Raw genomic sequence first — 23,025 nt, forward strand, 5'->3', positions numbered from 1 at the left:
GCGTCGCGCCGATCGAGCGCATCGGTGGCGCCGCTCACGGTTAGTCCTCCGCGCTGGCGTCGTCGAAGCCGATCAGGTTCCAGCTCTGGCGCATATGCGGCGGCATCGGAGCGGTGACGTCGATGACGCCCTTGTCCGGGTGCGGGATAATGATGCGGCGCGCGTGCAAATGCAGGCGGTTTTGTATGCCGCCAGGAAAATCCCAGTTGGTGTCGGCCTCGAAGTATTTCGGATCGCCGATGATCGGGCAGCCGATATGGGCGGCATGGACGCGAAGCTGGTGTGTGCGGCCGGTATAAGGTTCCATCTCCAGCCAGGTCATGGTCTGCGCCGCCTGCTCGATAATGCGATAATAGGACACGGCATGGTCGGCGCCTTTTTCGCCATGCGCGGCGATGCGCACGCGGTCGCCGTCCGGCGTAGCCTCCTTGATCAGCCAGGTCGAGATCTTGTCCTCGCGCTTGGGCGGCACGCCCTTGACCAGCGCCCAGTAGGTCTTCTTGGTTTCCCGCGCCCGGAACGCCTCTGAAAGCTTCATCGCGGCCAGCCTGGTGCGGGCCACCACCAGCACGCCCGACGTGTCGCGGTCGAGCCGGTGCACCAGCCGCGGCTTCTCGCCTTTCTGGCTGCGCCAGGCTTCCAGCATGTCGTCGACATTGCGGGTAACGCCGGAGCCGCCCTGAACGGCGAGGCCCGCCGGCTTGTTGAAGACGAAGACCTTTGGGTCCTCGTGGATCAGCATCTTGGCGAGCACATCGGCGTCGCCCTGGTTGCGGATCGAGTGGCCGGTGAGCGCGCTCTCGCCCTTCTTGTCCACCTCGAGCGGCGGAACGCGGACCATCTGCCCCGGCTCGACGCGGGTGTCGGCCTTGACCCGGCCGCCATCGACGCGGATCTGGCCGGAGCGCAGCAGCTTCTGTAGATGGCCGAAGCCAAGGCCCGGGAAATGCGTCTTGAACCAGCGATCGAGCCGCATGCCCGCCTCGCCGGCCTCCACAGTGATCTGTTCAACGCCTGCCATGTCTTCTTCGCTTATCCGTTTCCCGAGCAGGGCTCTTGGCCTGCGCTTGGCGCGGCAATAACATTATGAAACGGTTCTTGCGAGCCAAAGTCCCAGAAACAGGGCAATGATCGCGCCAACGACGCTGGCAAGCGCATATCCGAATGCCGGCAGTGTCGAGCCTCGTTCCCACAGGGCGGCGAAGTCGAGCGAAAAGGCGGAGAAGGTGGTGAAGCCTCCGAGAATGCCGGTAGCAACGAACAGCCTGACCTCATCGGACCCGCTGCGACGCGCAAGGATGGCGATGAACAGCCCCATCGCAAACGAGCCGACGATGTTGATCGCCATCGTGCCCCAGGGATAGTTGGGACCGACGAGGCGCAGCGCGCCCATGCTGGTCAGATGGCGGATGCCGGCGCCGATGCCGCCGCCGACGGCTACGAGAAGCAGATTGAACATAGAACGTTACTGCCCCCGCGAGGACGCCGGCGTCAATCCCTTGAGCGAGGTGACGCAGCTTCGGGGATGGCAGAGATAGTCGACCTATCAAGAACCGGGCTTCCAACTCACGTAGCGCAATCACTGCCGTGACGCATTCAGGATACTGCCGGCTCCGCCGGCAATATCGACAGATCTTCAACTTAGGTGGTTTCGACCTTCTTTGGCTTTGTCGAGCCAATCATCTTCCAGTTCTTGTAGAACATCGAGTTGATGCGCTCGACGCTCACCGAGACGACCGCAAGCATGCCAGCGATCAGGCGGGGCACCGGGGATGGCCTGATAATATCCATGAACACGCAGTAGCGGCGGCCATCATACTCGTTGACCGAGCGATGCAGCAGCGTGTCGTCGAAAATGAACTGCGGATTGTCGTACCAGTAGTTCTTGACGTTGCCGCATTCGACGAAAATCTCCGCTTTCACCGGGATCAGATTGTAGAGGATGCGCAGGCTGAGCCGCAGCGGTCCGAAATGCCAGGAGGTCGATTCGCGCTTGCTGAAGACGGAAACGGCAATTGTCTTGATGTATTTGAAATCCTTGTTGAATTCCTCGACGTTGTCGATCCTGTGCTTGCCGTACCACTGGTAGACATACATGCCGCGCCGGCCGGCGCCGAAATTGGCGTCGATGTCGGCGATGATCTCATCCTTGCGCGCCTTGAAGACATCAAGGACCTCATTGACCTCGCGCTGATAGTCGGCGGGAAACTGCTCCAGCTTCCACACGCCCGGATTTCTGTAGCACAGGAGATCGACCAGCAGGTTGAAGGGCGACAGCAACCAGGTGAAGAGCCCGTTGCCAAGGAAGTAGCCGCTGAACAACGCCAAATCCTTCCTGTCGTTGCGCAACACGTCGATCAGACCACAGACGATGAAGATCGTCGTCAGGATCGGGATGAAATAGAAGCCAAGGGCGAGAAGCGGGATGGCAATGGCGAATTTGCGAAGGGATTTGCGAAGGGTTTTTGTCATTTTTCCACGCGCGAAGCGCGATCCTGTTGCGAATGAGGTGCCCAATCATGGCAACGGCCACCGCCCGACCGTGCGCCTTGATAAGGTTTTTTGGGTCACCGCACAACGGCCATGGTGTCTGGCCGGGCTGGTTGCCTGGTGGAGTTTGCCGGGCGTCAATGCACTGCCGGCAAGCCAAGCTCGTCCCATTTGTCCCTGGCCACGGGATCGCCGACCAGAAATTCAAAGCCAATGACGCTTTCGCCGTCCTTGGCGAGCTGGCATTTGAACTTCAGACTGTACCAGTTTTTACGGCTGCGAAAGGCCGCACCATTAGCGGCGATCGTCGTGCCGGTGATCTTCTCCTCCGCGGTCGCGTAGGGCACCACCCGCTCCGGCTGGAAATCCGCATGCCATTGGCGGATTTGGTCCATGGCCTCCAGATTGCAAAGCTGCACCATGCGCTCATCGGATGCGAAGGTCTTGAGATCGGCGCGGGCCTGCTTGCTGCGCGGATCGGCGAGGGTCTTGGCCGATAGCATCCGCGTTGGGCGGATCATGGCGGGCGTGGCGGGAAATCGAGGAGCGCTTGGAGCAGGCGCCGGTGCCTCGGGCATGGGTGCGCGGGGTGCCTCCTCGATGGGAGGTGCGGGCGGCCTTGTCGAAACCTCGAATTGCTGTGGCGTCAGGATGGCGACCGACACGCGCTCCTCCTCTGGCCCGCTCGAGCGCTTCGGCGATGGTAACAACATAACGCTGGCGGCGAGCAGCCCATGCAGGAGAACCGAAGTGGAAATCCCCCAGGGCGAGGCCTCGTTTCGCACTGACAAGGCCACCGGGCTCCGCAAGCCGGCTATTCCCGCTCTTTGCGCAGCTTTGCCCAGTAGTCGAGCCGCTTCCTGATGTCGCGCTCGAAACCACGCTCGGGCGGATCGTAGAAGGTCTGGCGGCCCATCTTTTCCGGAAAATAATCCTGGCCTGAAAAGGCATCTGGCTCATCATGGTCGTAGCGGTAGCCGGCGCCGTAATCCTCTTCCTTCATCAGCTTGGTCGGCGCGTTGAGAATGTGCTTCGGCGGCAGCAGCGAGCCATGTTCCTTGGCGGCCCGCGTGGCAGCCTTGAAGGCAGTGTAAACGGCATTGGATTTGGGCGCGGTGGCGAGATAGACGGTGGCCTCGGCAAAGGCGAGTTCGCCCTCCGGAGAGCCGAGATAGTCATAGGCATCCTTGGCCGCGTTGGCGACGACCAGGGCCTGCGGATCGGCCAGACCAATGTCCTCCATCGCCATGCGAACCAGCCGGCGGCCGAGATAGAGCGGATCCTCTCCGGCATCGAACATGCGCGCGAGATAGTAGAGGGCGGCATCGGGATCCGAGCCGCGCACCGACTTGTGCAGGGCCGAGATCAGGTTGTAATGGCCGTCCTGGCCCTTGTCGTAGATCGGCGCACGGCGCTGGACGATGCGCTGAAGCCCTTCGGGATCGAATATCTCGCCCGGCTTGGCCGCGCGCCAGACCTCTTCTGCCAGGGTCAGCGATGCGCGTCCGTCGCCATCGCTCATACGAATGAGCATCGTGCGTGCTTCATCATCAAGCGGCAGCGCCCTGCCCTCCGCCTCCTCCGCCCGCGTCATCAGCTTGGCGATGCTGTCCTCACCCAGCGAATGAAAGACCATGACCCGCGCGCGCGACAACAAGGCCGCGTTGAGTTCGAAGGACGGGTTTTCGGTGGTGGCGCCCACCAGCACGACCGTCCCATCCTCCATGACGGGGAGGAATGAATCCTGCTGGGCGCGGTTGAAACGATGAATCTCGTCGACGAAGAGCAAAGTCTGGCGGCCGTTGGCACGGCGCAGCTTGGCCGCCTCGAACACTTTCTTCAGGTCGGCGACGCCGGAAAAGACCGCCGATATCTGCTCGAAGGCAAGGCTGGTCTCGCCGGCAAGCAGCCTCGCCACCGTGGTCTTGCCGGTGCCTGGCGGCCCCCAGAAGATCATCGATCCCAGCGAACCGGAGCCGATCAACCGGGTCAGCGCGCCATCGGGTCCCGTCAGATGTTCCTGGCCAACGACCTCCCCAAGATTCTTCGGACGCAGCCTGTCGGCCAGCGGCCGTCCGGGCGGCACCTTTTCCGGTTCGTCAACGCTGAACAGATCGGCCATGCACTTCCTCAGAGCAATTCCCGGAAAAGTGTGAAGCGACTTTCCGTCCGGGATTGCGTCAAAACAAGGATATAGGGCAGGTCGGCGTTTTGGTGAAACGCCGACCTGCTCCAAGTTTGGAGCGCGATCCCTTCAGGGTCGAACTCAGTAACGCAAAACCTGGCGCAGTATCTGCCCGCCGCGCTCGACGGTAAAGCGCCACCAGCGCGTATCCTGCTGGGCTACCTGCGCCAGCACTGCGGCGGTGTCGATGGTGGTGCCGTTGACCTCGCGCACGATGTCGCCTGGCTGAAAGCCGAAATCGGCGGCCGGCGAATCGCGATTGATATCGATCACCGTCACACCCTTGAGGTCGGTACGCAAGCCAAGCTTCTGGGCAAGCCGCGGCGACAGTTCCGAGACCTTCGCGCCCGAGAACGGGCTGCGGCCATGCAGCGTCACTTCCGAGGCTTTTGCCCCCTCCGGCGCGCGCTCCAGCGCAATGTCCATCGCCGCTTGCTGACCCTTGGTCAGGATCGCGAAATTCGCCTTGGTGCCGATCGACAGTGTCGCCATGCGGTAGTCGAGCGCCTCGATGCTCTCGACCGGCTTGCCATTGATCTGCAGCACGACATCGCCCGGCTTCAACCCTGCCTTGCCGGCGGGACCCGTCGCGTCGACCGAGGAGACCAGCGCCCCGGTCGGCTTTTCCATGCCCAGTGATTCGGCGATCTGCGGCGTCACCGCTTCGAATTCGGCGCCGATATAGGGCCGCTCGAAGAAATCGAGACCGGCCTTGGCGGCATCGGCGAAAGCCCGTACCATATTGGCGGGGATGGCGAACCCGATGCCGATCGAGCCGCCGCTGCGGCTGTAGATGGCGGTGTTGATGCCGACCAGCTGGCCGCCCATGTTGATCAGCGCGCCGCCGGAATTGCCGGGGTTGATGGCGGCGTCTGTCTGGATGAAATAACCCGAATCCGAAACGCCGATATGGCTGCGGGCAAGCGCGGAAACGATGCCGCTGGTGGTGGTCTGGCCAACACCGAACGGGTTGCCGATGGCCAGCACCAGGTCGCCGACCTCAAGCGCGTCGGAATCCCCGATGGCGATGACCGGGAACGGCTTGTCGGACTCGATCTTGAGCACGGCGAGATCGAGCGTCTCGTCCTTCAGCATCACCTTGCTGGTGAATTCGCGGCCGTCGGCGGTCGCCACCTTGACCTCGTCGGCATCCTTGATGACGTGGAAATTGGTGACGATGACACCGCTCGGATCGACGAGCACGCCCGAGCCGAGCGAAGACTGCGCACGCGGCTGGGCACGGCCGAAGAATTCCTCGAAGAATGGATCGCCTTCGAAAGGCGATGTCACCTTGGCGGTCTGCGAGGCATAGACGTTGACCACCGCGGGTGCCGTTTGCTTGACCAGCGGCGCGAATGAAAGCTGGACCTCCTCGCGGCCGAAAGGCACGCGCTTGTCCGGACCTGAAGTGGCATTCTCGCCTTCGACGCCATGCAGCAAGTCCGTCAACACATCGGAGAGGCCTGGATCGGCGGGCTTGGCGGCGTCTTCGGCCTGCGCCTGCCGAACTGCCGGTGCGGCTGCGAACACAATGAAGGCGCAGAGCAGAACAAGGGACAGTCTTTTGGCGCGCATTGCGAATCCTCCAAGCGAGTTCGGGCGCATTGTCCCGACGAATGTGCAAAATGAAAGGCTAAGCCGCTGAAATCCGATTTTTTAAGCAGTAAAAGCAGCTAAAGCTGAACCTGAAGCCGAAAACCTCGTCAGCTCACATGAAAAAACAACTCCTGTCATTCCGTGACTTTTTGAAGACCGGCAGCTTGGGGCCGATCCGCCCCGACATGACAATGGCCGAGATTGTCGAGGTGCTCGGCACGCCTGAGCATGCTGACCCGGACTATTGGACGTTCGGAAAGCTCGAAATTTCCTTTGATATCGAGCCACCGCACCAGATGAACTGGTTTCAAATCGAAGAGGCCGGTTATCTCAAAGGCAAGTCGGAGACTGTCACCGATTGCTTTGCGCTTGCTCTAGATGGGCTCAGCGGAAAGACAAAGCCATCAGAGTTCCTGGGGGCCGGCCTTTGGCTTCCAGATCAGGCTAAAGTTTTCTACGCTACGTCTGGCCATGACATCGGGATGAATATCTGCGCCGGACTGATTCAGATTCATTTTCATGTGGCTACTGACTTCATCGGCGATCAGGACACCGAAGCGTATTTGGGCGCGTCCTCCACGTCGCAATCGATGAGGGAGATCGATTCTCGGGCCGTCCTCGACAGTATCTATTCTTACCCCAGCCCGAAGACTGAAGAGGTACCGGGCGCATTCAATTGGAAGCTGTTGAGTGGAAGCCAGTATCTGGCGCTTGCCAGCGGACGGTAAAACATCGGCAGACGCAAAAAGGGGCCCGCAGGCCCCTTCAATTCAATTCGGAAAGACCGAGCCTTATGCGGCCGCGGCATCCGCGTCGGTGGCTTCGGCTTCGATGCGGGCGCGGTCGCCGGCGCCCTTGGCCGAGGTGTCGCGATCGACGAACTCGATGACCGCCATCGCGGCATTGTCGCCGTGACGGAAGCCGGCCTTCATGATGCGCAGATAGCCGCCGTTGCGGGTGGCATAGCGCGGGGCGATGGTGTCGAACAGGCGCTTGACGACGCCCTCATTGCCGATCTGCGCGATCACCTGGCGGCGCGCGTGCAGGTCGCCGCGCTTGCCGAGCGTCACCAGCTTCTCGACGATCGGACGCAGGTCCTTCGCCTTCGGCAAGGTGGTGACGATCTGCTCGTGCTCGAGCAGCGACACCGCCAGGTTGGCGAACATCGACTTGCGGTGGCTTATGCTGCGGGCGAAGCGGCGGCCTTTGAAACCGTGGCGCATGGCTCTTTTCCTTCTTCAGTTGTTCAAGAGGCCACGGCCTCCGAGGGTTTTCCGCATGACCGTCGGATCGAGCGGCTCACGCCGCCGATCCTTGGAATTCATGCTCAATATTGGTCTTCGTAACGCTTGGCGAGGTCTTCGATGTTTTCCGGCGGCCAGTCCGGCACTTCCATGCCGAGGTGCAGGCCCATCGCCGCCAGCACTTCCTTGATCTCGTTCAGCGACTTGCGGCCGAAGTTCGGGGTGCGCAGCATCTCGGCTTCGGTCTTCTGGATGAGATCGCCGATATAGACGATGTTGTCGTTCTTCAGGCAGTTGGCCGAACGCACCGAAAGCTCGAGTTCGTCGACCTTCTTGAGCAGCGCCGGGTTGAAGGCGAGCTCGGTGACGGCTTCGGCGGCGACTTCCTTCTGCGGCTCGTCGAAGTTGACGAACAGGCCAAGCTGGTCCTGCAGGATGCGGGCGGCGAAAGCCACCGCGTCCTCGCCCGAGATCGAACCGTCGGTCTCGATGGTCATGGTCAGCTTGTCATAGTCGAGAACCTGGCCCTCGCGGGTGTTCTCGACCTTGTAGGAGACCTTCTTCACCGGCGAATAGAGGCTGTCGACCGGGATCAGGCCGATCGGCGCGTCCTCGGCGCGGTTGCGCTCGGCAGGCACGTAGCCCTTGCCGGTGTCGACGGTGAATTCCATGCGGATTTCAGCGCCTTCGTCCAGCGTGCAGATGACGTGGTCGGGGTTGAGGATCTCGACGTCGCCAACCGTCTGGATGTCGCCGGCAAGAACCGCACCCGGGCCCTGCTTGCGAACGACCATGCGCTTGGGGCCATCGCCTTCCATGCGGATTGCGATTTCCTTGATGTTCAGGACGATGTCGGTCACGTCCTCGCGCACGCCGGCGATGGACGAGAATTCATGCAGAACACCGTCGATCTGCACGGCGGTGACGGCCGCCCCGCGCAGCGAAGACAGAAGCACGCGGCGCAGCGCGTTGCCAAGCGTCAGGCCAAAGCCACGCTCGAGCGGCTCGGCGACCAGCGTGGTCAGCGTCTTCTTCTTCGACGAGAACTCGATCTTGTTCGGCTTGATCAGTTCCTGCCAATTTTTCTGGATCATGATGCTTTCCTTCCGTTGACCCGCCACCATCCAATCGTGGCGGGCGACCTGGAATACCGTGGAGGAACGCCCTTGGGCGCTCACGCGGCGTTCGATAAATTGCTTAGACGCGGCGCTTCTTGCGCGGGCGGCAGCCATTGTGCGGGATCGGCGTCACATCACGAATCGAGGTGATGGTGAAGCCGGCCGCCTGCAGGGCGCGCAGCGCCGATTCACGACCGGAGCCCGGTCCGCAGACCTCGACTTCGAGCATGCGCATGCCGTGTTCCTGGGCCTTCTTGGCAACGTCCTCGGCAGCCATCTGGGCGGCGAACGGGGTCGACTTGCGCGAACCCTTGAAGCCCTGGGCACCGGCCGACGACCAGGCAATCGAATTGCCCTGCGCGTCGGTGATGGTGATCATCGTGTTGTTGAAGGTCGAATTGACGTGGGCAACGCCCGACGAAATGTTCTTGCGTTCGCGACGGCGAACACGAGCGGCTTCCTTGGCCATGATAGTCCTTTCAGTTGATCTCTACACCGCCGTAATGCCAGCGGCTCCACCTGGAAAAGTGAATAGTGAATTAGTGAGTAGCGATGACGTCCTCACCACCCACTACCAACCACTCACTCTTATTACTTCTTCTTGCCGGCGATCGACTTGGCCGGGCCCTTGCGGGTACGTGCATTGGTGTGCGTGCGCTGGCCGCGAACCGGTAGCGAGCGGCGGTGACGCAGGCCGCGGTAGCAGCCAAGGTCCATGAGCCGCTTGATGTTCATCGACACTTCGCGGCGCAGGTCGCCTTCGACCTGATAGTCGCGGTCGATGGTCTCGCGGATCTGCAGCACTTCCGCATCGGTCAACTGGTTGACGCGGCGCTCGGCCGGGATGCCGACCTTGTCGACGATCTCCTGGGCGAACTTCTTGCCAATGCCGTGAATGTACTGAAGCGCGATGACGACGCGCTTGTTGGTCGGAATGTTGACGCCGGCTATACGAGCCATGTTCTTCTCTTCTCCATGTGGGCCGGACAAGCCGGCATTATTCAGATTGCCCCGCGTCCGGTGGAGGCCGGCCCTTGCGGGAGTTTCCAGTTCAAAGCGACTGCCCTGCCCTTGCGGACAGGCAAAGCGCGCATCTGATAGGAAGACGGGCCGCCATACCGCAGCAAGCCGTCTCCGTCAAGCTTAATCTTTAAATTCCCTTACCGCGCCTTCTCGGCCGCGGCGAGCACGGCTTCAATCTCGGCCGTTACGGCGTCGATGCTGGCCATGCCGTCCACAGTCTTGAGCTTGCCTTTGGCGTAATAGTAGCCGGTCAGCGGAGCGGTCTTCTTGTAGTACTCCCGCAGCCGCTCTTCGAACACGGCGGGATTGTCGTCCTTGCGCACCGGCTGGCCGGCGGCCTTTGCATCATCGGCGCGCTTGACGATTCGACCAACCAGGGCCCTGTCGTCGACGACCAGTTCGATGACGGTGTCGAGACCAATGCCACGCTCTGAAAGCATCGATTCAACCGCATCCGCCTGCACCAGCGTGCGCGGATAGCCGTCGAGGATAAAACCCTTGGCGCAGTCAGCCTGATCGATACGCTCGGCGACGATGGCGTTGACGATGGCGTCGGACACCAGCTCGCCGGCATCCATCACCGCCTTGGCACGCTTGCCGACCTCGGTACCGGCCTGAACGGCGGCACGCAGCATATCACCCGTCGAGAGCTGGGGTATGCCGTGTTTTTCTACCAGTCTTTGTGCTTGTGTCCCCTTGCCCGCTCCTGGCGGCCCAAGCAAAATCAACCTCATCTGGCTTTCTTCCCCCCGCGCAGCTTCGACTTCTTGATCAGGCCTTCATACTGGTGCGCGATCAGGTGACCCTGAATCTGCGCAACCGTATCGAGCGTGACACTGACCACGATCAGAAGCGATGTGCCACCGAGGTAGAATGGTACGCCAGTCGCCGAGATCAGGAACTCCGGCAGCAGGCACACCAGCACCAGATAGATGGCGCCGACGACGGTGATGCGGGTAAGGACGTAATCGATATAGTCGGCGGTGCGCTCGCCCGGACGATAGCCAGGGATGAAGCCCGAATGCTTCTTGAGCTGGTCGGCGGTGTCCTTCGGGTTGAACACGATCGCTGTGTAGAAGAAGGCGAAGAACACGATCATCGCCGCATAGAATGCCATGTAGAGCGGCTGGCCGTGGCCAAGCGAGGCCAGGATCGTGCTGGCCCAGGCCGGCATGTTGGTCGTCTGCGAGAAGCCGGCGACGGTGGCCGGCAGCAGAAGCAGCGACGACGCGAAGATCGGCGGGATGACGCCCGAGGTGTTGAGCTTGAGCGGCAGATGCGAGGTATCGCCCTGGAACATGCGATTGCCGACCTGGCGCTTCGGATACTGGATCAGCAGGCGGCGCTGGGCGCGCTCGAAGAACACGATAAGCGCTATGACGACGATGGCCAGCACGATGATCGCCAGGATCAGGCCGGTCGACAGGGCGCCGGTACGGCCGAGTTCCAGTGTGCCGGAAATGGCATGCGGCAAGCCGGCGACGATGCCGGAGAAGATGATCAGCGAAATGCCGTTGCCGATGCCGCGCGCGGTGATCTGCTCGCCCAGCCACATCAGGAACATGGTGCCGCCGACCAGCGTGACGACGGTGGAGATGCGGAAGAACATGCCGGGATCGCTGACGATGCCGTTGCCGTTCTCCAGTCCCACCGAAATGCCATAGGCCTGCACCAGCGCCAGGAGCACGGTGCCGTAGCGCGTGTACTGGTTGATGACCTTGCGGCCCTGCTCGCCTTCCTTCTTCAGCGCTTCCAGCGAGGGAATGACCGAGGTCATCAGCTGCATGATGATGGAAGCGGAGATGTAGGGCATGATGCCGAGTGCAAAGATCGCCATGCGCTGCACGGCACCGCCGGCGAACATGTTGAACATGCCGAGCACGCCCTTGCTCTGCGAGGAGAAGGCCTGGGCGAAAGCGTCGGGATTGATGCCGGGAAGCGGGATGTAGGTGCCGAGACGATAGACGAGCAACGCGCCGATGGTGAACCAGATGCGTTTCTTAAGGTCCTCCGCCTTGGCGAAGGCCGAGAAATTCAGATTCGAGGCTAGTTGTTCAGCAGCCGAAGCCATGCCTGATTCTCCGCTTGGTAACGCTTGATGGCCCGTGAGGTCAGGCGGTGCGTTTCACCGAAGCTCACGAGATAAGCTCCGGGCTGTAAACATGCAAGCGGCCGCGTCGACGCGGCCGCTAAATTGAGCAGGTCAAAGCGCGATCTCAAGCAAAAACGGATACCACTCTTGCCGACCGCTCTTCAAATTGCCGTTACTCGGCGGCTGCCTTTTCCGGCAGCTTGACCGAACCGCCGGCCTTTTCGATCTTCTCGATCGCGGCCTTGGAGGCGCCGGCGACGTCGAAGGCGAGCTTGGCCTTGAGTTCGCCATCGGACAGCACGCGCACGCCATCCTTGACGCGACGGATGACGCCGGCGGCGACAAGCGCCTCGGCCGTCACGGTCGCCTTGACGTCAAGCTTCTTGGCATCGACGGCTTCCTGGATACGGGCCAGCGAGACGACGGTGAAGCTCTTGGCGAAGATGTTGTTGAAGCCACGCTTCGGCAGACGCCTGTAGAGCGGCATCTGGCCACCCTCGAAGCCGTTGACGGCGACGCCGGAGCGCGCCTTCTGGCCCTTGACGCCGCGACCGGCGGTCTTGCCCGAGCCGGAGCCGATACCGCGGCCGAGACGCTTCTTGGAGTGCGTCGCGCCGTCCTTGTCACGCAGATCATTGAGTTTCATCTGGGTTCTCCTGCGCTCTTGCTCAGCCCTCGTCCACGACGCGGACGAGATGCTGGACGGCAGCGATCATGCCGCGCACGGAAGGCGTATCTTCCAGCGTGCGCTGCTTGTGCATCTTGTTGAGGCCGAGGCCGACCAGCGTTGCGCGCTGTTCCTTCGGGCGGCGGATCGGCGAACCGATCTGCTCAACGGTGATGGTCTTGGTTGCTTTCTTGGCCATGGTCAAAATCCCTGGTCAGATCGACTATTCTTCAGCCGCAACGGCGGTGCCGCGGCGGGCCTGAAGGGTCGAATACTTGATGCCACGCGCGGCAGCCACATCCTTGGGATGCATCTGGCTCTTCAGCGCGTCGAAGGTGGCGCGAACCATGTTGTACGGGTTCGACGAACCCATCGACTTGGCAACCACGTCGTGCATGCCGAGCGTCTCGAAGACGGCGCGCATCGGGCCGCCGGCGATGATGCCGGTACCCTGCTTGGCGGCGCGCAGCAGAACACGGCCAGCGCCCCAACGTCCCTCGACGTCATGGTGCAGCGTGCGGCCCGAGCGCAACGGCACGAAGATCATGTCGCGCTTTGCGGATTCGGTTGCCTTGCGGATAGCTTCCGGCACTTCGCGCGCCTTGCCGTGACCAAAGCCAACGCGGCCCTTCTGGTCGCCGACGACGACGAGCGCGGCAAAACCAAAGCGACGGCCGCCCTTGACGACCTTGGCGACGCGGTTGATGTGGACGAGCTTGTCCACCATGCCGTCATCGCGTTCTTCACGATCGCGGCCGCGGCCGCCATCCCTACGTTCCTGTGCCATATCCTGTTCCTTGTTCTTTTCCGGAAGCACGGGTTGCTGATTGCCGGCGCCGCTTTGGGTCGCCGACGGTGAAAACTATTTCTTCCTTTGCATGATCTTATCCGAAAAGTCTGCAACTTTTCGGGGTCATGCTTAGAAGCTGAGACCGCCTTCGCGGGCCGCTTCAGCCAGCGCCTTGACGCGGCCGTGATAGATGTAGGCGCCGCGATCGAAGACGACTTCCTTGACGCCAGCCTTGGTGGCGCGCTCGGCGATCAGCTTGCCGATCGCAGCGGCGGCAGCAGTGTCAGCGCCGGTCTTGAGCGAACCCTTGAGATCCTTCTCGAGCGTCGAGGCGGCGGCAATGGTGTGGCCCTTGGCGTCGTCGATGACCTGAACGTAGATGTTCTTAGACGTGCGATGAACCGACAGACGCGGACGCTCGCCGGCGACTTTCTTGATCTGACGGCGCACGCGCTGCGCGCGGCGCTGGATGGATTCCTTGATAGCCATGATAGTTCCTTGCCTTCAAAAAACGGGGGCCGCCATATGCGGTAGGCGAAGCGCCTCCCGCGACCGCTCCCCGCGGCGTTAACTTCCGTGGCTTGGTCCCTGTCCGAAAAGTCTGCAACTTTTCAGGACCAAGCCGATTACTTCTTCTTGCCTTCCTTGCGGACGATCTTCTCGCCAGCGTAGCGGACGCCCTTGCCCTTGTAGGGCTCGGGACCGCGGTATTCGCGGATCTCCGCCGCGACCTGGCCGACCTGCTGCTTATCGATGCCGGCCACGGTGATTTCGGTCGGCTTCGGCACGGTGATCGTGATGCCGGCCGGCGTCTCGTAGACGACATCATGGCTGAAGCCAAGGGCCAGTTGCAGGTTCTTGCCCTGCAAGGCGGCGCGATAGCCGACGCCGGTGATCTCGAGCTTCTTCTCGAAACCGTCCTTCACCCCCTGCAGGATGTTGACGATCTGCGTGCGCGACATGCCCCACTTGGAGCGGGCGGTCTTGGTCTGGTCGAGCGGCTGGACAGCGATTTCGCTGCCTTCCATCTTGACCAGGACTTCGTCGTTCACCACGAACTTCAGCTCGCCCTTGGGGCCCTTCGCCGTCACGGTCTGGCCATTGACGGTCGCGGTCACGCCCTGCGGCAGCGAAACGGGTTTCTTTCCAATACGAGACATCAGGTTGTCCTCGTCACTTCTCTTGTTTCAGGTCTCTGTCTTCGGGAACGATCCGAAGACCGAATTCCACGTGCGGTAAGCTGCCGGATCAGAAGATCTGGCAGAGGATCTCGCCGCCGACGTTCTGTTCGCGTGCTTCATGGTCGGCCATCACGCCCTTCGGTGTCGAAAGGATGGCAATGCCGAGGCCGTTGGCAACGTGCGGAATCGACTTGGCCGAGACGTAAACGCGGCGGCCGGGCTTCGAAACGCGGGCGATTTCGCGCACGACCGGGGCACCGTCGAAATACTTCAGCTCGATTTCGATCTCGGACTTGCCGTTGTCGAAATCGGTCTGGCTGTAATCGCGGATATAGCCTTCAGCCTTCAGCACGTCGAGGACGCGGGTGCGCAGACGCGAGGCCGGCGTCGAGACACTCGACTTCTTGCGGCCATAGGCGTTGCGGATACGGGTCAGCATATCGCCGAGAGGATCGCTCAATGACATGTTATGTCCTCCTTACCAGCTCGACTTGACCAGGCCCGGGATCTGGCCGTTATTGCCGAGGTCCCGAAGCGCGATGCGCGATACTTTGAGCTTGCGATAGTAGGCGCGCGGGCGGCCGGTGACTTCGCAGCGGTTGCGGATGCGGATTTTGGCCGAGTTGCGCGGCATGGCGGCAAGCTTGAGCTGAGCGCGGAAGCGCTCTTCCATCGGCTTGGATTGATCCATGATGATCGCCTTGAGCGCAGCCCGCTTGGGACCGTATTGGTCTGCAAGCTTGCGGCGCCTGTTGTTCTTCTCGACTGAGCTGGTCTTTGCCATTTCAGATTTTTCCTTTTCTCGCTGCCGTTACTGGCGGAAGGGGAAGTTGAAAGCCTTGAGCAAAGCCCTGGCTTCGTCGTCCGTCTTCGCAGTCGTACAAACGATGACGTCCATGCCCCAGATCTGATCAACCTTGTCGTAGTTGATCTCCGGGAACACGATGTGCTCCTTGATGCCCATGGCGTAGTTGCCACGGCCATCGAAGCTCTTGGGGTTCAGTCCGCGGAAGTCGCGGACGCGCGGCAGCGCGATGTTCACGAGACGGTCGAGGAACTCGTACATGCGTTCCTTGCGCAGCGTGACCTTGGCGCCGATCGGCATCTTCTCGCGAACCTTGAAGCCCGCGATCGAATTGCGGGCGCGGGTGACGACGGCCTTCTGGCCGGCGATCATCGCCAGGTCCTCGGCCGCGACCGAAGGCTTCTTCGAATCGGCGGTCGCTTCGCCCACACCCATGTTCAGCACGATCTTGTCGAGGCGCGGAACCTGCATCTCGTTGTCGTAGCCGAACTGCTCCTGCAGCGCCTTGCGGATGGTCTCGTTGTAGACCTGCTTGAGACGCGGCGTGCTGTTGGCAGTCGCCTGCTTGGTTTGAGCCTTAGCCATTGATGACTTCTCCCGAGCGCTTGGCGACGCGCACCTTCTTGCCGTCCTTCTGGAAGACGAAACCGACGCGGGTCGGCTTGCCATCCTTCGGGTCGGCCAGCGCGATGTTCGACAGCTGGATCGGCGCTTCCTTGGTGATGATCCCGCCCTCTTGGGACTGGGACTGCTTCTGGTGACGACGGATCATGTTGACGCCGCGCACCAGCGCGGTGTCATCCTTCGGCTGAACCGAGAGGACTTCGCCCGAACGGCCCTTGTCCTTGCCGGCCAGCACGACGACCTTGTCGCCTTTTCTAATCTTTTGCATTGGTCCGGCTCCTTACAGCACTTCAGGCGCGAGCGAGATGATCTTCATGTGGTTCTTGGCGCGAAGTTCGCGCGGAACCGGTCCGAAGATACGCGTGCCGATCGGCTCTTTCTTGTTGTCGACGAGAACGGCCGCGTTCTTGTCGAAACGGATCACGCTGCCGTCCGGGCGGCGGATGTCCTTGGCCGTGCGAACCACGACCGCCTTCATCACATCGCCCTTCTTAACGCGGCCGCGCGGAATGGCTTCCTTGATCGACACCACGATGATGTCGCCCACGGAAGCGTATTTCCGCTTCGAGCCGCCCAGCACCTTGATGCACATGACACGACGCGCGCCGGAATTATCCGCCACGTCGAGGTTTGTTTGCATCTGAATCATGACTGGCCGCCTTCTTCTTTTCTAACGGGATGGGCTCGAAGCCCCTCCCCGGTCTGTCCAAAATTCGTTTGTTTACGCCTGATCCGAGGATACGACGATCCAGCGCTTATCCTTGGAAATCGGCTTCGATTCCTGGATGAACACCTGATCGCCGACCTTGTGGGCGTTGTTCTCGTCGTGCGCCTTGTACTTCTTGGTCATGCGCACGGTCTTCTTCATCACGGGATGCGTGAAGCGCCGTTCGACCTTGACGACAACCGTCTTCTCGTTCTTGTCGCTGACGACGGTGCCCTGCAGAATGCGCTTTGGCATGGTTTTCGTCCTTAAGCCTTCTTGGCCGCGGACTTTTCCGCAGCGATGGTCTTGATACGCGCAATGTCCTTGCGAACCTGCCTCACGCGCGCGGTCTTCTCGAGCTGGCCGGTGGCCTTCTGGAAGCGCAGGTTGAACTGCTCCTTCTTCAGGCTGGCCAGGTCGTCGGTCAGCTGGTCCTGGGTCTTGGTCCGGATGTCTTCGGCTTTCATGATCAGCCCGTCCTTATTCTGCGATGCGCTGTACGAAGCGCGTCCTGACCGAGAGCTTGGCCGCGCCGAGACGCAGCGCCTCACGGGCGGTTTCTTCATTGACGCCGTCGATCTCGAACATGATGCGGCCCGGCTTGACGCGCGCCGCCCAGTAATCGACCGCGCCCTTGCCCTTGCCCATGCGGACTTCGGTCGGCTTCGAAGTGACCGGCACGTCCGGGAAAATGCGGATCCAGACGCGGCCGGCACGCTTCATTTCGCGAGTGATCGCGCGGCGGGCCGCCTCGATCTCACGCGCGGTGACGCGGTTCGGCTCAAGCGCCTTCAGCCCGAAACCACCGAAATCCAGGTTGGTGCCGCCCTTTGCGGTACCATGGATACGGCCCTTGAACTGCTTGCGGAACTTTGTGCGCTTTGGCTGCAGCATCGTTCTAACTCCAAATTCCTAAATGTCTCAGGCGTTTTCGCGACGACGACCGCGTTCGCGATCACCACCACCGCCATGCGCGGCATCACCCTCGGTCGCGCGGCGTTCCGAAGCCATCGGATCGTGCTCGAGGATCTCGCCCTTGAATACCCAGACCTTGACGCCGCAGATGCCATACGCCGTGTTCGCCTCGGCCGTGCCGTAGTCGACATCGGCGCGCAGCGTATGCAGCGGCACGCGACCTTCACGGTACCATTCCATGCGCGCGATCTCGGCGCCGCCAAGACGGCCGGCGCAGTTGATGCGGATGCCTTCGGCACCGAGGCGCATGGCCGACTGCACGGCACGCTTCATGGCGCGGCGGAACGCGATACGGCGCTCGAGCTGCTGGGCGATCGACTGGGCGACCAGGGTCGCGTCGATTTCCGGCTTGCGCACTTCAACGATGTTGAGGTGCGTCTCGGACTTCGTCATCTCCATCAGCTTCTTGCGAAGCTTCTCGATGTCGGCGCCCTTCTTGCCGATGATCAGACCCGGGCGCGCGGCATGGATGGTGACGCGGCACTTCTTGTGCGGACGCTCGATCACGACCTTCGAGATCGCGGCCTGCTTGAGTTCCTTCTCAAGATACTTGCGGATCTTGATGTCCTCATGCAGCAGCTTGCCGTACTCGCCGGTGTTCGCGAACCAGCGCGAATCCCAGGTGCGGTTGATGCCGAGGCGAAGACCGATCGGATTGACTTTCTGGCCCATTATGCGGCCTCCCCTTTTTCTTCGACTTCACGAACGACGATCGTGAGGTGCGAGAACGGCTTCTCGATACGGCTGGCGCGACCACGGCCACGAGCGTGGAACCGCTTCATGACGATCGACTTGCCGACATAGGCTTCCGCCACCACCAGCGCATCGACATCGAGGTCGTGGTTGTTTTCCGCGTTGGCGATTGCCGATTCCAGCGTCTTCTTGACCGTGCCGGAAATCCGCTTGGCCGAGAATTCGAGATCGGAAAGCGCTGTCGCGACCTTCTTGCCGCGGATCAGCGCGGCAACCAGGTTCAGCTTCTGCGGGCTGATACGGATCGTGCGCAACACGGCGCGCGCTTCGTTGTCAGCAAGCCTGCGCGGAGCTTTGGCCTTGCCCATGATTATTTCCTCTTCGCCTTCTTATCCGCGCCGTGACCGTAATAGGTCCGGGTCGGAGCGAATTCACCGAACTTGTGACCGACCATGTCCTCGTTCACCGAAACGGGAACATGCTTCTGGCCGTTGTAGACACCGAAGGTGAGGCCGACGAACTGCGGCAGGATGGTGGAGCGACGGCTCCACATCTTGATCACCTCATTGCGACCGCCTTCACGAACCTTGTCTACCTTCTTGAGAAGGTAGCCGTCGATGAAGGGGCCTTTCCAAATAGAACGAGTCACTTGGCGTTACCTCTTCTTAGCTCTTGCGCTGATGGCGCGAGCGCAGGATGAACTTGTCGGTCGCCTTGTTGGACCGCGTCTTCTTGCCCTTGGTCGGCTTGCCCCACGGGCTGACCGGATGACGGCCACCGGAGGTGCGGCCTTCACCACCGCCATGCGGGTGGTCGACCGGGTTCATGGTCACGCCGCGATTGTGCGGACGCTTGCCACGCCAAACCGTGCGGCCGGCCTTGCCGTCGTTGATGTTGCCGTGGTCCGGATTGGACACGGCACCGACGGTGGCCATGCAGGAGCCGTGAACGACACGCTGCTCGCCCGAGTTGAGGCGCAGGATCGCCATGCCCTGGTCACGGCCGACCAACTGGCCGTAGCCACCTGCCGAACGAGCGACCTGGGCGCCCTTGCCCGGCTTCAACTCGATGTTGTGGACGATGGTGCCGACCGGCATCGAGGCCAGCGGCATCGCATTGCCCGGCTTCACGTCGACCGCTTCGCCAGCCACGATCTTGTCGCCGGGAGCCAGACGCTGCGGAGCGATGATGTAGGACAGCTCACCATCATCATACTTGATCAGTGCGATGAAGGCGGTGCGGTTCGGATCGTATTCAATGCGCTCGACCGTGCCGACAACGTCGAACTTGCGACGCTTGAAGTCGATGATGCGGTACGAACGCTTGTGGCCACCACCGATGAAGCGGGCGGTGATACGGCCGTGGTTGTTGCGGCCGCCCGACTTGGTCAGACCCTCGGTCAGGCCCTTGACGGGCTTGCCCTTGTAGAGGCCCGAGCGGTCGACGATGACCAGCTGGCGGGTGCTCGGCGTTACCGGGTTGAATTTTTTCAGTGCCATTGTTGTTGTCCTCGCGGCCTTGCTCAGAGACCCGTCGCGACGTCGATCGACTGGCCGTCGGCCAGCGTCACGATCGCCTTCTTGACGTCGCTCTGGCGGCCGATCGTGCCGCGGAAGCGCTTGATCTTGCCCTTGCGGACAAGCGTGTTCACGGCCATCACCTTGACGCCGAACAGCGCTTCGACGGCGGCCTTGATTTCGGGCTTCGACGCCTTCTTGGCGACGTTGAAGACGACCTGGTTCTGCTCGGAGGCCATGGTCGACTTTTCAGTGATCGCCGGCGAGACGATCACGTCGTAGTGACGAAGGTCGGTCATTTAAAGCGCTCCTCGAGAGCCTCGACGGCGGCCTTTGAAAGGACCAGCGTGCCGCGGCGCAGAATGTCGTAGACGTTGATGCCCTGGATGGGCAGCACGTCGATGTTGGGGATGTTGGTGGCTGCCAGCTTGAAGTTCTTGTCAAGCTCGGCGCCGCCAATCACCAGGGCGTTGGTCAGGCCCAGCGTCGCGAAATTCGCGATCAGCGCCTTGGTCTTGGCCTCGGTCAGCTTCAGCTCGTCGATGATGATGATCGACGCGCTCTTGGCCTTGGCCGAAAGGGCATGCTTGAGGCCGAGCGCACGAACCTTCTTGGGCAGTTCATGCTCATGGCTGCGAACGACCGGGCCGTGGGCCTTGCCGCCGCCGCGGAACTGCGGAGCGCGTGCGGAGTGGTGACGGGCGCGGCCCGTACCCTTCTGCTTGTACATCTTGGCACCGGTGCGCGCGATTTCGGCGCGGCCCTTGGCCTTGTGCGTGCCCTGCTGCTTCTTGGCAAGCTGCCAGCGCACGACGCGCTGCAGGATGTCCTCGCGCGGATCAAGGCCGAAAATTCCGTCGGAAAGTTCCACCTTGCCGGCGTCTTTGCCGCCGAGCGTTGTGATCTTGAGATCCATTATTCCGCTCCCTCTGTGGCCGGAGCCTCGTTCTTAGCAGCTGCCGCAACGGCGCGGATCGCGGCGGGCTTCGGCGCATTGGCCGGCAGTGCCACCTTGGCCGCGTCGCGGACCAGGATCCAGGCGCCCTTCGATCCGGGAACCGCACCGCGGATCAGGATAAGGCCGCGGTCGGCATCGGTCGAAACGACCTCGACATTCTGTGTCGTCACGCGGGTGTCGCCCATGTGACCAGCCATATGCTTGCCCTTGAACACCTTGCCCGGGTCCTGGCGCTGACCGGTCGAGCCGTGTGTACGGTGCGAGACCGAGTTACCGTGGGTCGCGCGGCCACCACCCATGTGGTGGCGCTTGATGACGCCCTGGAAACCCTTGCCGATCGTCGTGCCCGTCACATCGACCTTCTGGCCGGCGACAAAATGGTCGACGGTGATCTCGGCGCCGACGTCGATCATGTTGTCGGCAGAGACGCGGAACTCGGCGACCTTCGCCTTCGGCTCGACGGAGGCGGTCGCGAAATGGCCGCGCATCGCCTTCGACGTGTTCTTCACCTTGGCGAGGCCAACGCCGAGCTGAACGGCGGTGTAGCCATTCTTCTCCTGCGTGCGCTGTGCCACGACCTGGCAGTTCTCCATCTGGAGAACGGTGACGGGAACATGTTCCCCGGCATCATTATAGATGCGGGTCATTCCCACCTTCTTTGCAATCACACCTGAACGCATCGGTTCAATTCCTTTAGAGTTCCGGGCCAGGGGCACCGCCCCTTACCGCGCTCTCATTCCCTTAGAGCTTGATCTCGACGTCGACGCCGGCGGCCAGATCGAGCTTCATCAAAGCATCGACCGTCTGCGGGGTCGGATCGACGATGTCGAGCAGACGCTTGTGCGTGCGCATCTCGAACTGCTCGCGGCTCTTCTTGTCGACGTGGGGCGACCGGTTGACCGTGAACTTTTCGATCCGCGTCGGCAGCGGAATGGGGCCGCGGACGTTTGCCCCGGTGCGCTTGGCCGTCGACACGATTTCCTTCGTCGAGGCGTCGAGCACGCGGTGATCAAACGCCTTCAGGCGGATGCGGATATTCTGTCCGTTCATGCGTCACTTCCTTGTTCTGGCGCGGCGCGGGCAACTCCGGCGCCCGCGACAGATCGGTTTAAGTCCAAATTACTCTTTGATGGTGACGACGATGCCGGCACCGACGGTGCGGCCGCCTTCACGGATGGCGAAGCGCAGCTTCTCTTCCATGGCGATCGGCACGATCAGCTCGACATCGACCGTGATGTTGTCGCCGGGCATCACCATCTCGGTGCCTTCCGGCAGCGACACGATGCCGGTCACGTCGGTCGTGCGGAAGTAGAACTGCGGACGGTAGTTGGTGAAGAACGGCGTATGACGGCCACCTTCGTCCTTGGTCAGGATGTAAGCTTCGGCCACGAACTTCTTGTGCGGCTTCACCGTGCCCGGCTTGGCCAGAACCTGGCCGCGCTCGACACCCTCACGATCAACGCCGCGCAACAGCGCGCCGATGTTGTCGCCAGCCTGGCCCTGGTCGAGCAGCTTGCGGAACATTTCGACGCCCGTGCAGGTCGTCTTGGTCGTCGGACGGATGCCGATGATCTCCAGTTCCTCGCCGACCTTGACCACGCCGCGCTCGACGCGGCCGGTGACGACCGTGCCGCGGCCCGAGATCGAGAACACGTCCTCGATCGGCATCAGGAACGGCTTGTCCAGCGGACGAACCGGCGTCGGGATGTAGGCGTCGACCGCAGCCATCAGCTCGCGGATCGCGTCCTCGCCGATCTTCTTGTCCGAATCTTCCAGAGCGGCCAGCGCCGAACCCTTGACGATCGGAATGTCGTCGCCGGGGAATTCGTTCTTCGACAGCAGTTCGCGAACCTCGAGCTCGACCAGTTCGAGCAGCTCGGCGTCGTCGACCTGGTCGACCTTGTTCAGGAACACAACGATCGACGGCACGCCGACCTGACGGGCAAGCAGGATATGCTCGCGGGTCTGCGGCATCGGGCCGTCGGCGGCCGACACGACCAGGATCGCGCCGTCCATCTGCGCGGCACCGGTGATCATGTTCTTCACATAGTCGGCGTGGCCGGGGCAGTCGACGTGGGCATAGTGGCGGTTGGCGGTCTCGTATTCGACGTGAGCCGTCGAGATCGTGATGCCGCGCGCCTTCTCTTCAGGCGCCGCATCGATCTGGTCGTAGCGCTTGTATTCGCCAAAATACTTGGTGATCGCCGCCGTCAGCGACGTTTTGCCATGGTCGACGTGACCAATCGTGCCGATGTTCACATGAGGCTTGGTGCGCTCGAATTTACCTTTTGCCATGTGATGTCTCCAATCCTGCTCGCCCGTGCGGGCCTTGATTTAAGTTACTGCTGCAACCCGTCGGGG

Annotated in this window: 35 protein-coding genes; 1 reads left to right on the top strand and 34 read right to left on the bottom strand. The window is 61.8% G+C overall.

What is annotated here, in order from left to right:
• Window positions 1-40 precede the first annotated feature (40 nt).
• The 6 genes from MESAU_RS20560 to MESAU_RS20585 form a co-directional block, all read right to left on the bottom strand.
• Window positions 41-1,021: an RluA family pseudouridine synthase gene (locus MESAU_RS20560; RefSeq protein WP_015317967.1), complete on the bottom strand. Its 981-nt coding sequence runs from the start codon at window positions 1,019-1,021 to the stop codon at window positions 41-43.
• A 63-nt stretch (window positions 1,022-1,084) separates the two neighbouring features.
• Window positions 1,085-1,459: a fluoride efflux transporter CrcB gene (gene crcB, locus MESAU_RS20565; protein WP_015317968.1), complete on the bottom strand. Its 375-nt coding sequence runs from the start codon at window positions 1,457-1,459 to the stop codon at window positions 1,085-1,087.
• A gap of 182 nt (window positions 1,460-1,641) precedes the next feature.
• On the bottom strand, window positions 1,642-2,472 hold the full coding sequence (locus tag MESAU_RS20570; RefSeq protein ID WP_015317969.1) for an aspartyl/asparaginyl beta-hydroxylase domain-containing protein: 831 nt from the start codon (window positions 2,470-2,472) through the stop codon (window positions 1,642-1,644).
• A 155-nt stretch (window positions 2,473-2,627) separates the two neighbouring features.
• Complete coding sequence (locus MESAU_RS20575; RefSeq protein WP_245262885.1) at window positions 2,628-3,155, bottom strand: DUF930 domain-containing protein; 528 nt, start codon at window positions 3,153-3,155, stop codon at window positions 2,628-2,630.
• A gap of 149 nt (window positions 3,156-3,304) precedes the next feature.
• On the bottom strand, window positions 3,305-4,612 hold the full coding sequence (locus tag MESAU_RS20580; RefSeq protein WP_015317971.1) for a replication-associated recombination protein A: 1,308 nt from the start codon (window positions 4,610-4,612) through the stop codon (window positions 3,305-3,307).
• A 144-nt stretch (window positions 4,613-4,756) separates the two neighbouring features.
• Window positions 4,757-6,250, bottom strand: a complete 1,494-nt coding sequence (locus MESAU_RS20585; protein WP_015317972.1) for a DegQ family serine endoprotease — start codon at window positions 6,248-6,250, stop codon at window positions 4,757-4,759.
• A 137-nt stretch (window positions 6,251-6,387) separates the two neighbouring features.
• Between MESAU_RS20585 and MESAU_RS20590 the strand changes: the two genes are divergently transcribed.
• Window positions 6,388-6,999, top strand: a complete 612-nt coding sequence (locus MESAU_RS20590) for a hypothetical protein (RefSeq protein WP_015317973.1) — start codon at window positions 6,388-6,390, stop codon at window positions 6,997-6,999.
• A 63-nt stretch (window positions 7,000-7,062) separates the two neighbouring features.
• Here the strand turns inward: MESAU_RS20590 and rplQ are convergent, their stop codons facing one another.
• The 28 genes from rplQ to tuf form a co-directional block, all read right to left on the bottom strand.
• A complete protein-coding gene (gene rplQ, locus MESAU_RS20595) occupies window positions 7,063-7,494 on the bottom strand; it encodes a 50S ribosomal protein L17 (RefSeq protein ID WP_015317974.1) in 432 nt (143 codons plus the stop codon).
• 104 nt (window positions 7,495-7,598) lie between these two features.
• On the bottom strand, window positions 7,599-8,609 hold the full coding sequence (locus MESAU_RS20600; RefSeq protein ID WP_006205443.1) for a DNA-directed RNA polymerase subunit alpha: 1,011 nt from the start codon (window positions 8,607-8,609) through the stop codon (window positions 7,599-7,601).
• 103 nt (window positions 8,610-8,712) lie between these two features.
• Window positions 8,713-9,102 carry a 30S ribosomal protein S11 gene (gene rpsK, locus MESAU_RS20605; protein WP_006205444.1) on the bottom strand — a complete coding sequence of 130 codons (390 nt, stop codon included), beginning with the start codon at window positions 9,100-9,102 and terminating at the stop codon, window positions 8,713-8,715.
• 122 nt (window positions 9,103-9,224) lie between these two features.
• On the bottom strand, window positions 9,225-9,593 hold the full coding sequence (gene rpsM, locus MESAU_RS20610) for a 30S ribosomal protein S13 (RefSeq protein WP_006205445.1): 369 nt from the start codon (window positions 9,591-9,593) through the stop codon (window positions 9,225-9,227).
• Between the two features lie 200 nt (window positions 9,594-9,793).
• Window positions 9,794-10,390 (bottom strand): adenylate kinase, encoded by a 597-nt coding sequence (locus MESAU_RS20615; RefSeq protein WP_015317975.1) that lies wholly within the window; start codon window positions 10,388-10,390, stop codon window positions 9,794-9,796.
• Complete coding sequence (gene secY, locus MESAU_RS20620) at window positions 10,387-11,727, bottom strand: preprotein translocase subunit SecY (RefSeq protein WP_015317976.1); 1,341 nt, start codon at window positions 11,725-11,727, stop codon at window positions 10,387-10,389. Before secY ends, MESAU_RS20615 begins: the two co-directional genes overlap by 4 nt.
• A 193-nt stretch (window positions 11,728-11,920) precedes the next feature.
• Window positions 11,921-12,394, bottom strand: a complete 474-nt coding sequence (gene rplO / locus MESAU_RS20625; protein WP_015317977.1) for a 50S ribosomal protein L15 — start codon at window positions 12,392-12,394, stop codon at window positions 11,921-11,923.
• A 22-nt stretch (window positions 12,395-12,416) separates the two neighbouring features.
• Window positions 12,417-12,614 carry a 50S ribosomal protein L30 gene (gene rpmD, locus MESAU_RS20630; protein WP_006205449.1) on the bottom strand — a complete coding sequence of 66 codons (198 nt, stop codon included), beginning with the start codon at window positions 12,612-12,614 and terminating at the stop codon, window positions 12,417-12,419.
• A 24-nt stretch (window positions 12,615-12,638) separates the two neighbouring features.
• Window positions 12,639-13,202 (bottom strand): 30S ribosomal protein S5, encoded by a 564-nt coding sequence (gene rpsE / locus MESAU_RS20635; protein WP_006333394.1) that lies wholly within the window; start codon window positions 13,200-13,202, stop codon window positions 12,639-12,641.
• Between the two features lie 132 nt (window positions 13,203-13,334).
• Window positions 13,335-13,694 (bottom strand): 50S ribosomal protein L18, encoded by a 360-nt coding sequence (gene rplR, locus MESAU_RS20640; protein ID WP_015317978.1) that lies wholly within the window; start codon window positions 13,692-13,694, stop codon window positions 13,335-13,337.
• A 137-nt stretch (window positions 13,695-13,831) separates the two neighbouring features.
• On the bottom strand, window positions 13,832-14,365 hold the full coding sequence (gene rplF, locus MESAU_RS20645; protein WP_015317979.1) for a 50S ribosomal protein L6: 534 nt from the start codon (window positions 14,363-14,365) through the stop codon (window positions 13,832-13,834).
• Between the two features lie 88 nt (window positions 14,366-14,453).
• Window positions 14,454-14,852, bottom strand: coding sequence for a 30S ribosomal protein S8 (rpsH, locus tag MESAU_RS20650; protein ID WP_006205453.1), 399 nt, complete (start codon window positions 14,850-14,852; stop codon window positions 14,454-14,456).
• 12 nt (window positions 14,853-14,864) lie between these two features.
• Entirely contained in the window at window positions 14,865-15,170 is a 306-nt protein-coding gene (gene rpsN / locus MESAU_RS20655; RefSeq protein WP_013895695.1) for a 30S ribosomal protein S14, read from the bottom strand.
• 27 nt (window positions 15,171-15,197) lie between these two features.
• A complete protein-coding gene (rplE, locus tag MESAU_RS20660; RefSeq protein ID WP_015317980.1) occupies window positions 15,198-15,776 on the bottom strand; it encodes a 50S ribosomal protein L5 in 579 nt (192 codons plus the stop codon).
• The gene (gene rplX / locus MESAU_RS20665) at window positions 15,769-16,083 is read right to left on the bottom strand and encodes a 50S ribosomal protein L24 (RefSeq protein WP_015317981.1); all 315 of its coding nucleotides are present in this window, start codon (window positions 16,081-16,083) and stop codon (window positions 15,769-15,771) included. The genes rplE and rplX overlap by 8 nt, the downstream gene beginning before the upstream one ends.
• Before the next feature lie 12 nt (window positions 16,084-16,095).
• A complete protein-coding gene (gene rplN, locus MESAU_RS20670; RefSeq protein ID WP_006205457.1) occupies window positions 16,096-16,464 on the bottom strand; it encodes a 50S ribosomal protein L14 in 369 nt (122 codons plus the stop codon).
• A 72-nt stretch (window positions 16,465-16,536) separates the two neighbouring features.
• Entirely contained in the window at window positions 16,537-16,776 is a 240-nt protein-coding gene (gene rpsQ, locus MESAU_RS20675) for a 30S ribosomal protein S17 (RefSeq protein ID WP_010909280.1), read from the bottom strand.
• An 11-nt stretch (window positions 16,777-16,787) separates the two neighbouring features.
• Window positions 16,788-16,988: a 50S ribosomal protein L29 gene (gene rpmC, locus MESAU_RS20680; RefSeq protein WP_006205459.1), complete on the bottom strand. Its 201-nt coding sequence runs from the start codon at window positions 16,986-16,988 to the stop codon at window positions 16,788-16,790.
• 13 nt (window positions 16,989-17,001) lie between these two features.
• Window positions 17,002-17,415: a 50S ribosomal protein L16 gene (rplP, locus tag MESAU_RS20685; RefSeq protein WP_006205460.1), complete on the bottom strand. Its 414-nt coding sequence runs from the start codon at window positions 17,413-17,415 to the stop codon at window positions 17,002-17,004.
• 27 nt (window positions 17,416-17,442) lie between these two features.
• Window positions 17,443-18,168, bottom strand: a complete 726-nt coding sequence (gene rpsC, locus MESAU_RS20690) for a 30S ribosomal protein S3 (protein WP_013895697.1) — start codon at window positions 18,166-18,168, stop codon at window positions 17,443-17,445.
• A complete protein-coding gene (gene rplV / locus MESAU_RS20695; protein WP_010909277.1) occupies window positions 18,168-18,557 on the bottom strand; it encodes a 50S ribosomal protein L22 in 390 nt (129 codons plus the stop codon). Before rplV ends, rpsC begins: the two co-directional genes overlap by 1 nt.
• Window positions 18,558-18,559: 2 nt before the next feature.
• Complete coding sequence (rpsS, locus tag MESAU_RS20700) at window positions 18,560-18,838, bottom strand: 30S ribosomal protein S19 (protein WP_015317982.1); 279 nt, start codon at window positions 18,836-18,838, stop codon at window positions 18,560-18,562.
• 16 nt (window positions 18,839-18,854) lie between these two features.
• On the bottom strand, window positions 18,855-19,688 hold the full coding sequence (gene rplB / locus MESAU_RS20705) for a 50S ribosomal protein L2 (RefSeq protein ID WP_015317983.1): 834 nt from the start codon (window positions 19,686-19,688) through the stop codon (window positions 18,855-18,857).
• A gap of 23 nt (window positions 19,689-19,711) precedes the next feature.
• Complete coding sequence (locus MESAU_RS20710; protein ID WP_010909275.1) at window positions 19,712-20,005, bottom strand: 50S ribosomal protein L23; 294 nt, start codon at window positions 20,003-20,005, stop codon at window positions 19,712-19,714.
• A complete protein-coding gene (gene rplD / locus MESAU_RS20715; RefSeq protein ID WP_015317984.1) occupies window positions 20,002-20,622 on the bottom strand; it encodes a 50S ribosomal protein L4 in 621 nt (206 codons plus the stop codon). Before rplD ends, MESAU_RS20710 begins: the two co-directional genes overlap by 4 nt.
• Complete coding sequence (rplC, locus tag MESAU_RS20720; protein ID WP_015317985.1) at window positions 20,622-21,344, bottom strand: 50S ribosomal protein L3; 723 nt, start codon at window positions 21,342-21,344, stop codon at window positions 20,622-20,624. The genes rplD and rplC overlap by 1 nt, the downstream gene beginning before the upstream one ends.
• Before the next feature lie 61 nt (window positions 21,345-21,405).
• A complete protein-coding gene (gene rpsJ / locus MESAU_RS20725) occupies window positions 21,406-21,714 on the bottom strand; it encodes a 30S ribosomal protein S10 (protein WP_010909272.1) in 309 nt (102 codons plus the stop codon).
• Between the two features lie 69 nt (window positions 21,715-21,783).
• On the bottom strand, window positions 21,784-22,959 hold the full coding sequence (tuf, locus tag MESAU_RS20730) for an elongation factor Tu (protein WP_015317986.1): 1,176 nt from the start codon (window positions 22,957-22,959) through the stop codon (window positions 21,784-21,786).
• Between the last annotated feature and the right edge of the window lie 66 nt (window positions 22,960-23,025).

Source organism: Mesorhizobium australicum WSM2073 (genome assembly GCF_000230995.2).
Taxonomy (GTDB): domain Bacteria; phylum Pseudomonadota; class Alphaproteobacteria; order Rhizobiales; family Rhizobiaceae; genus Mesorhizobium; species Mesorhizobium australicum.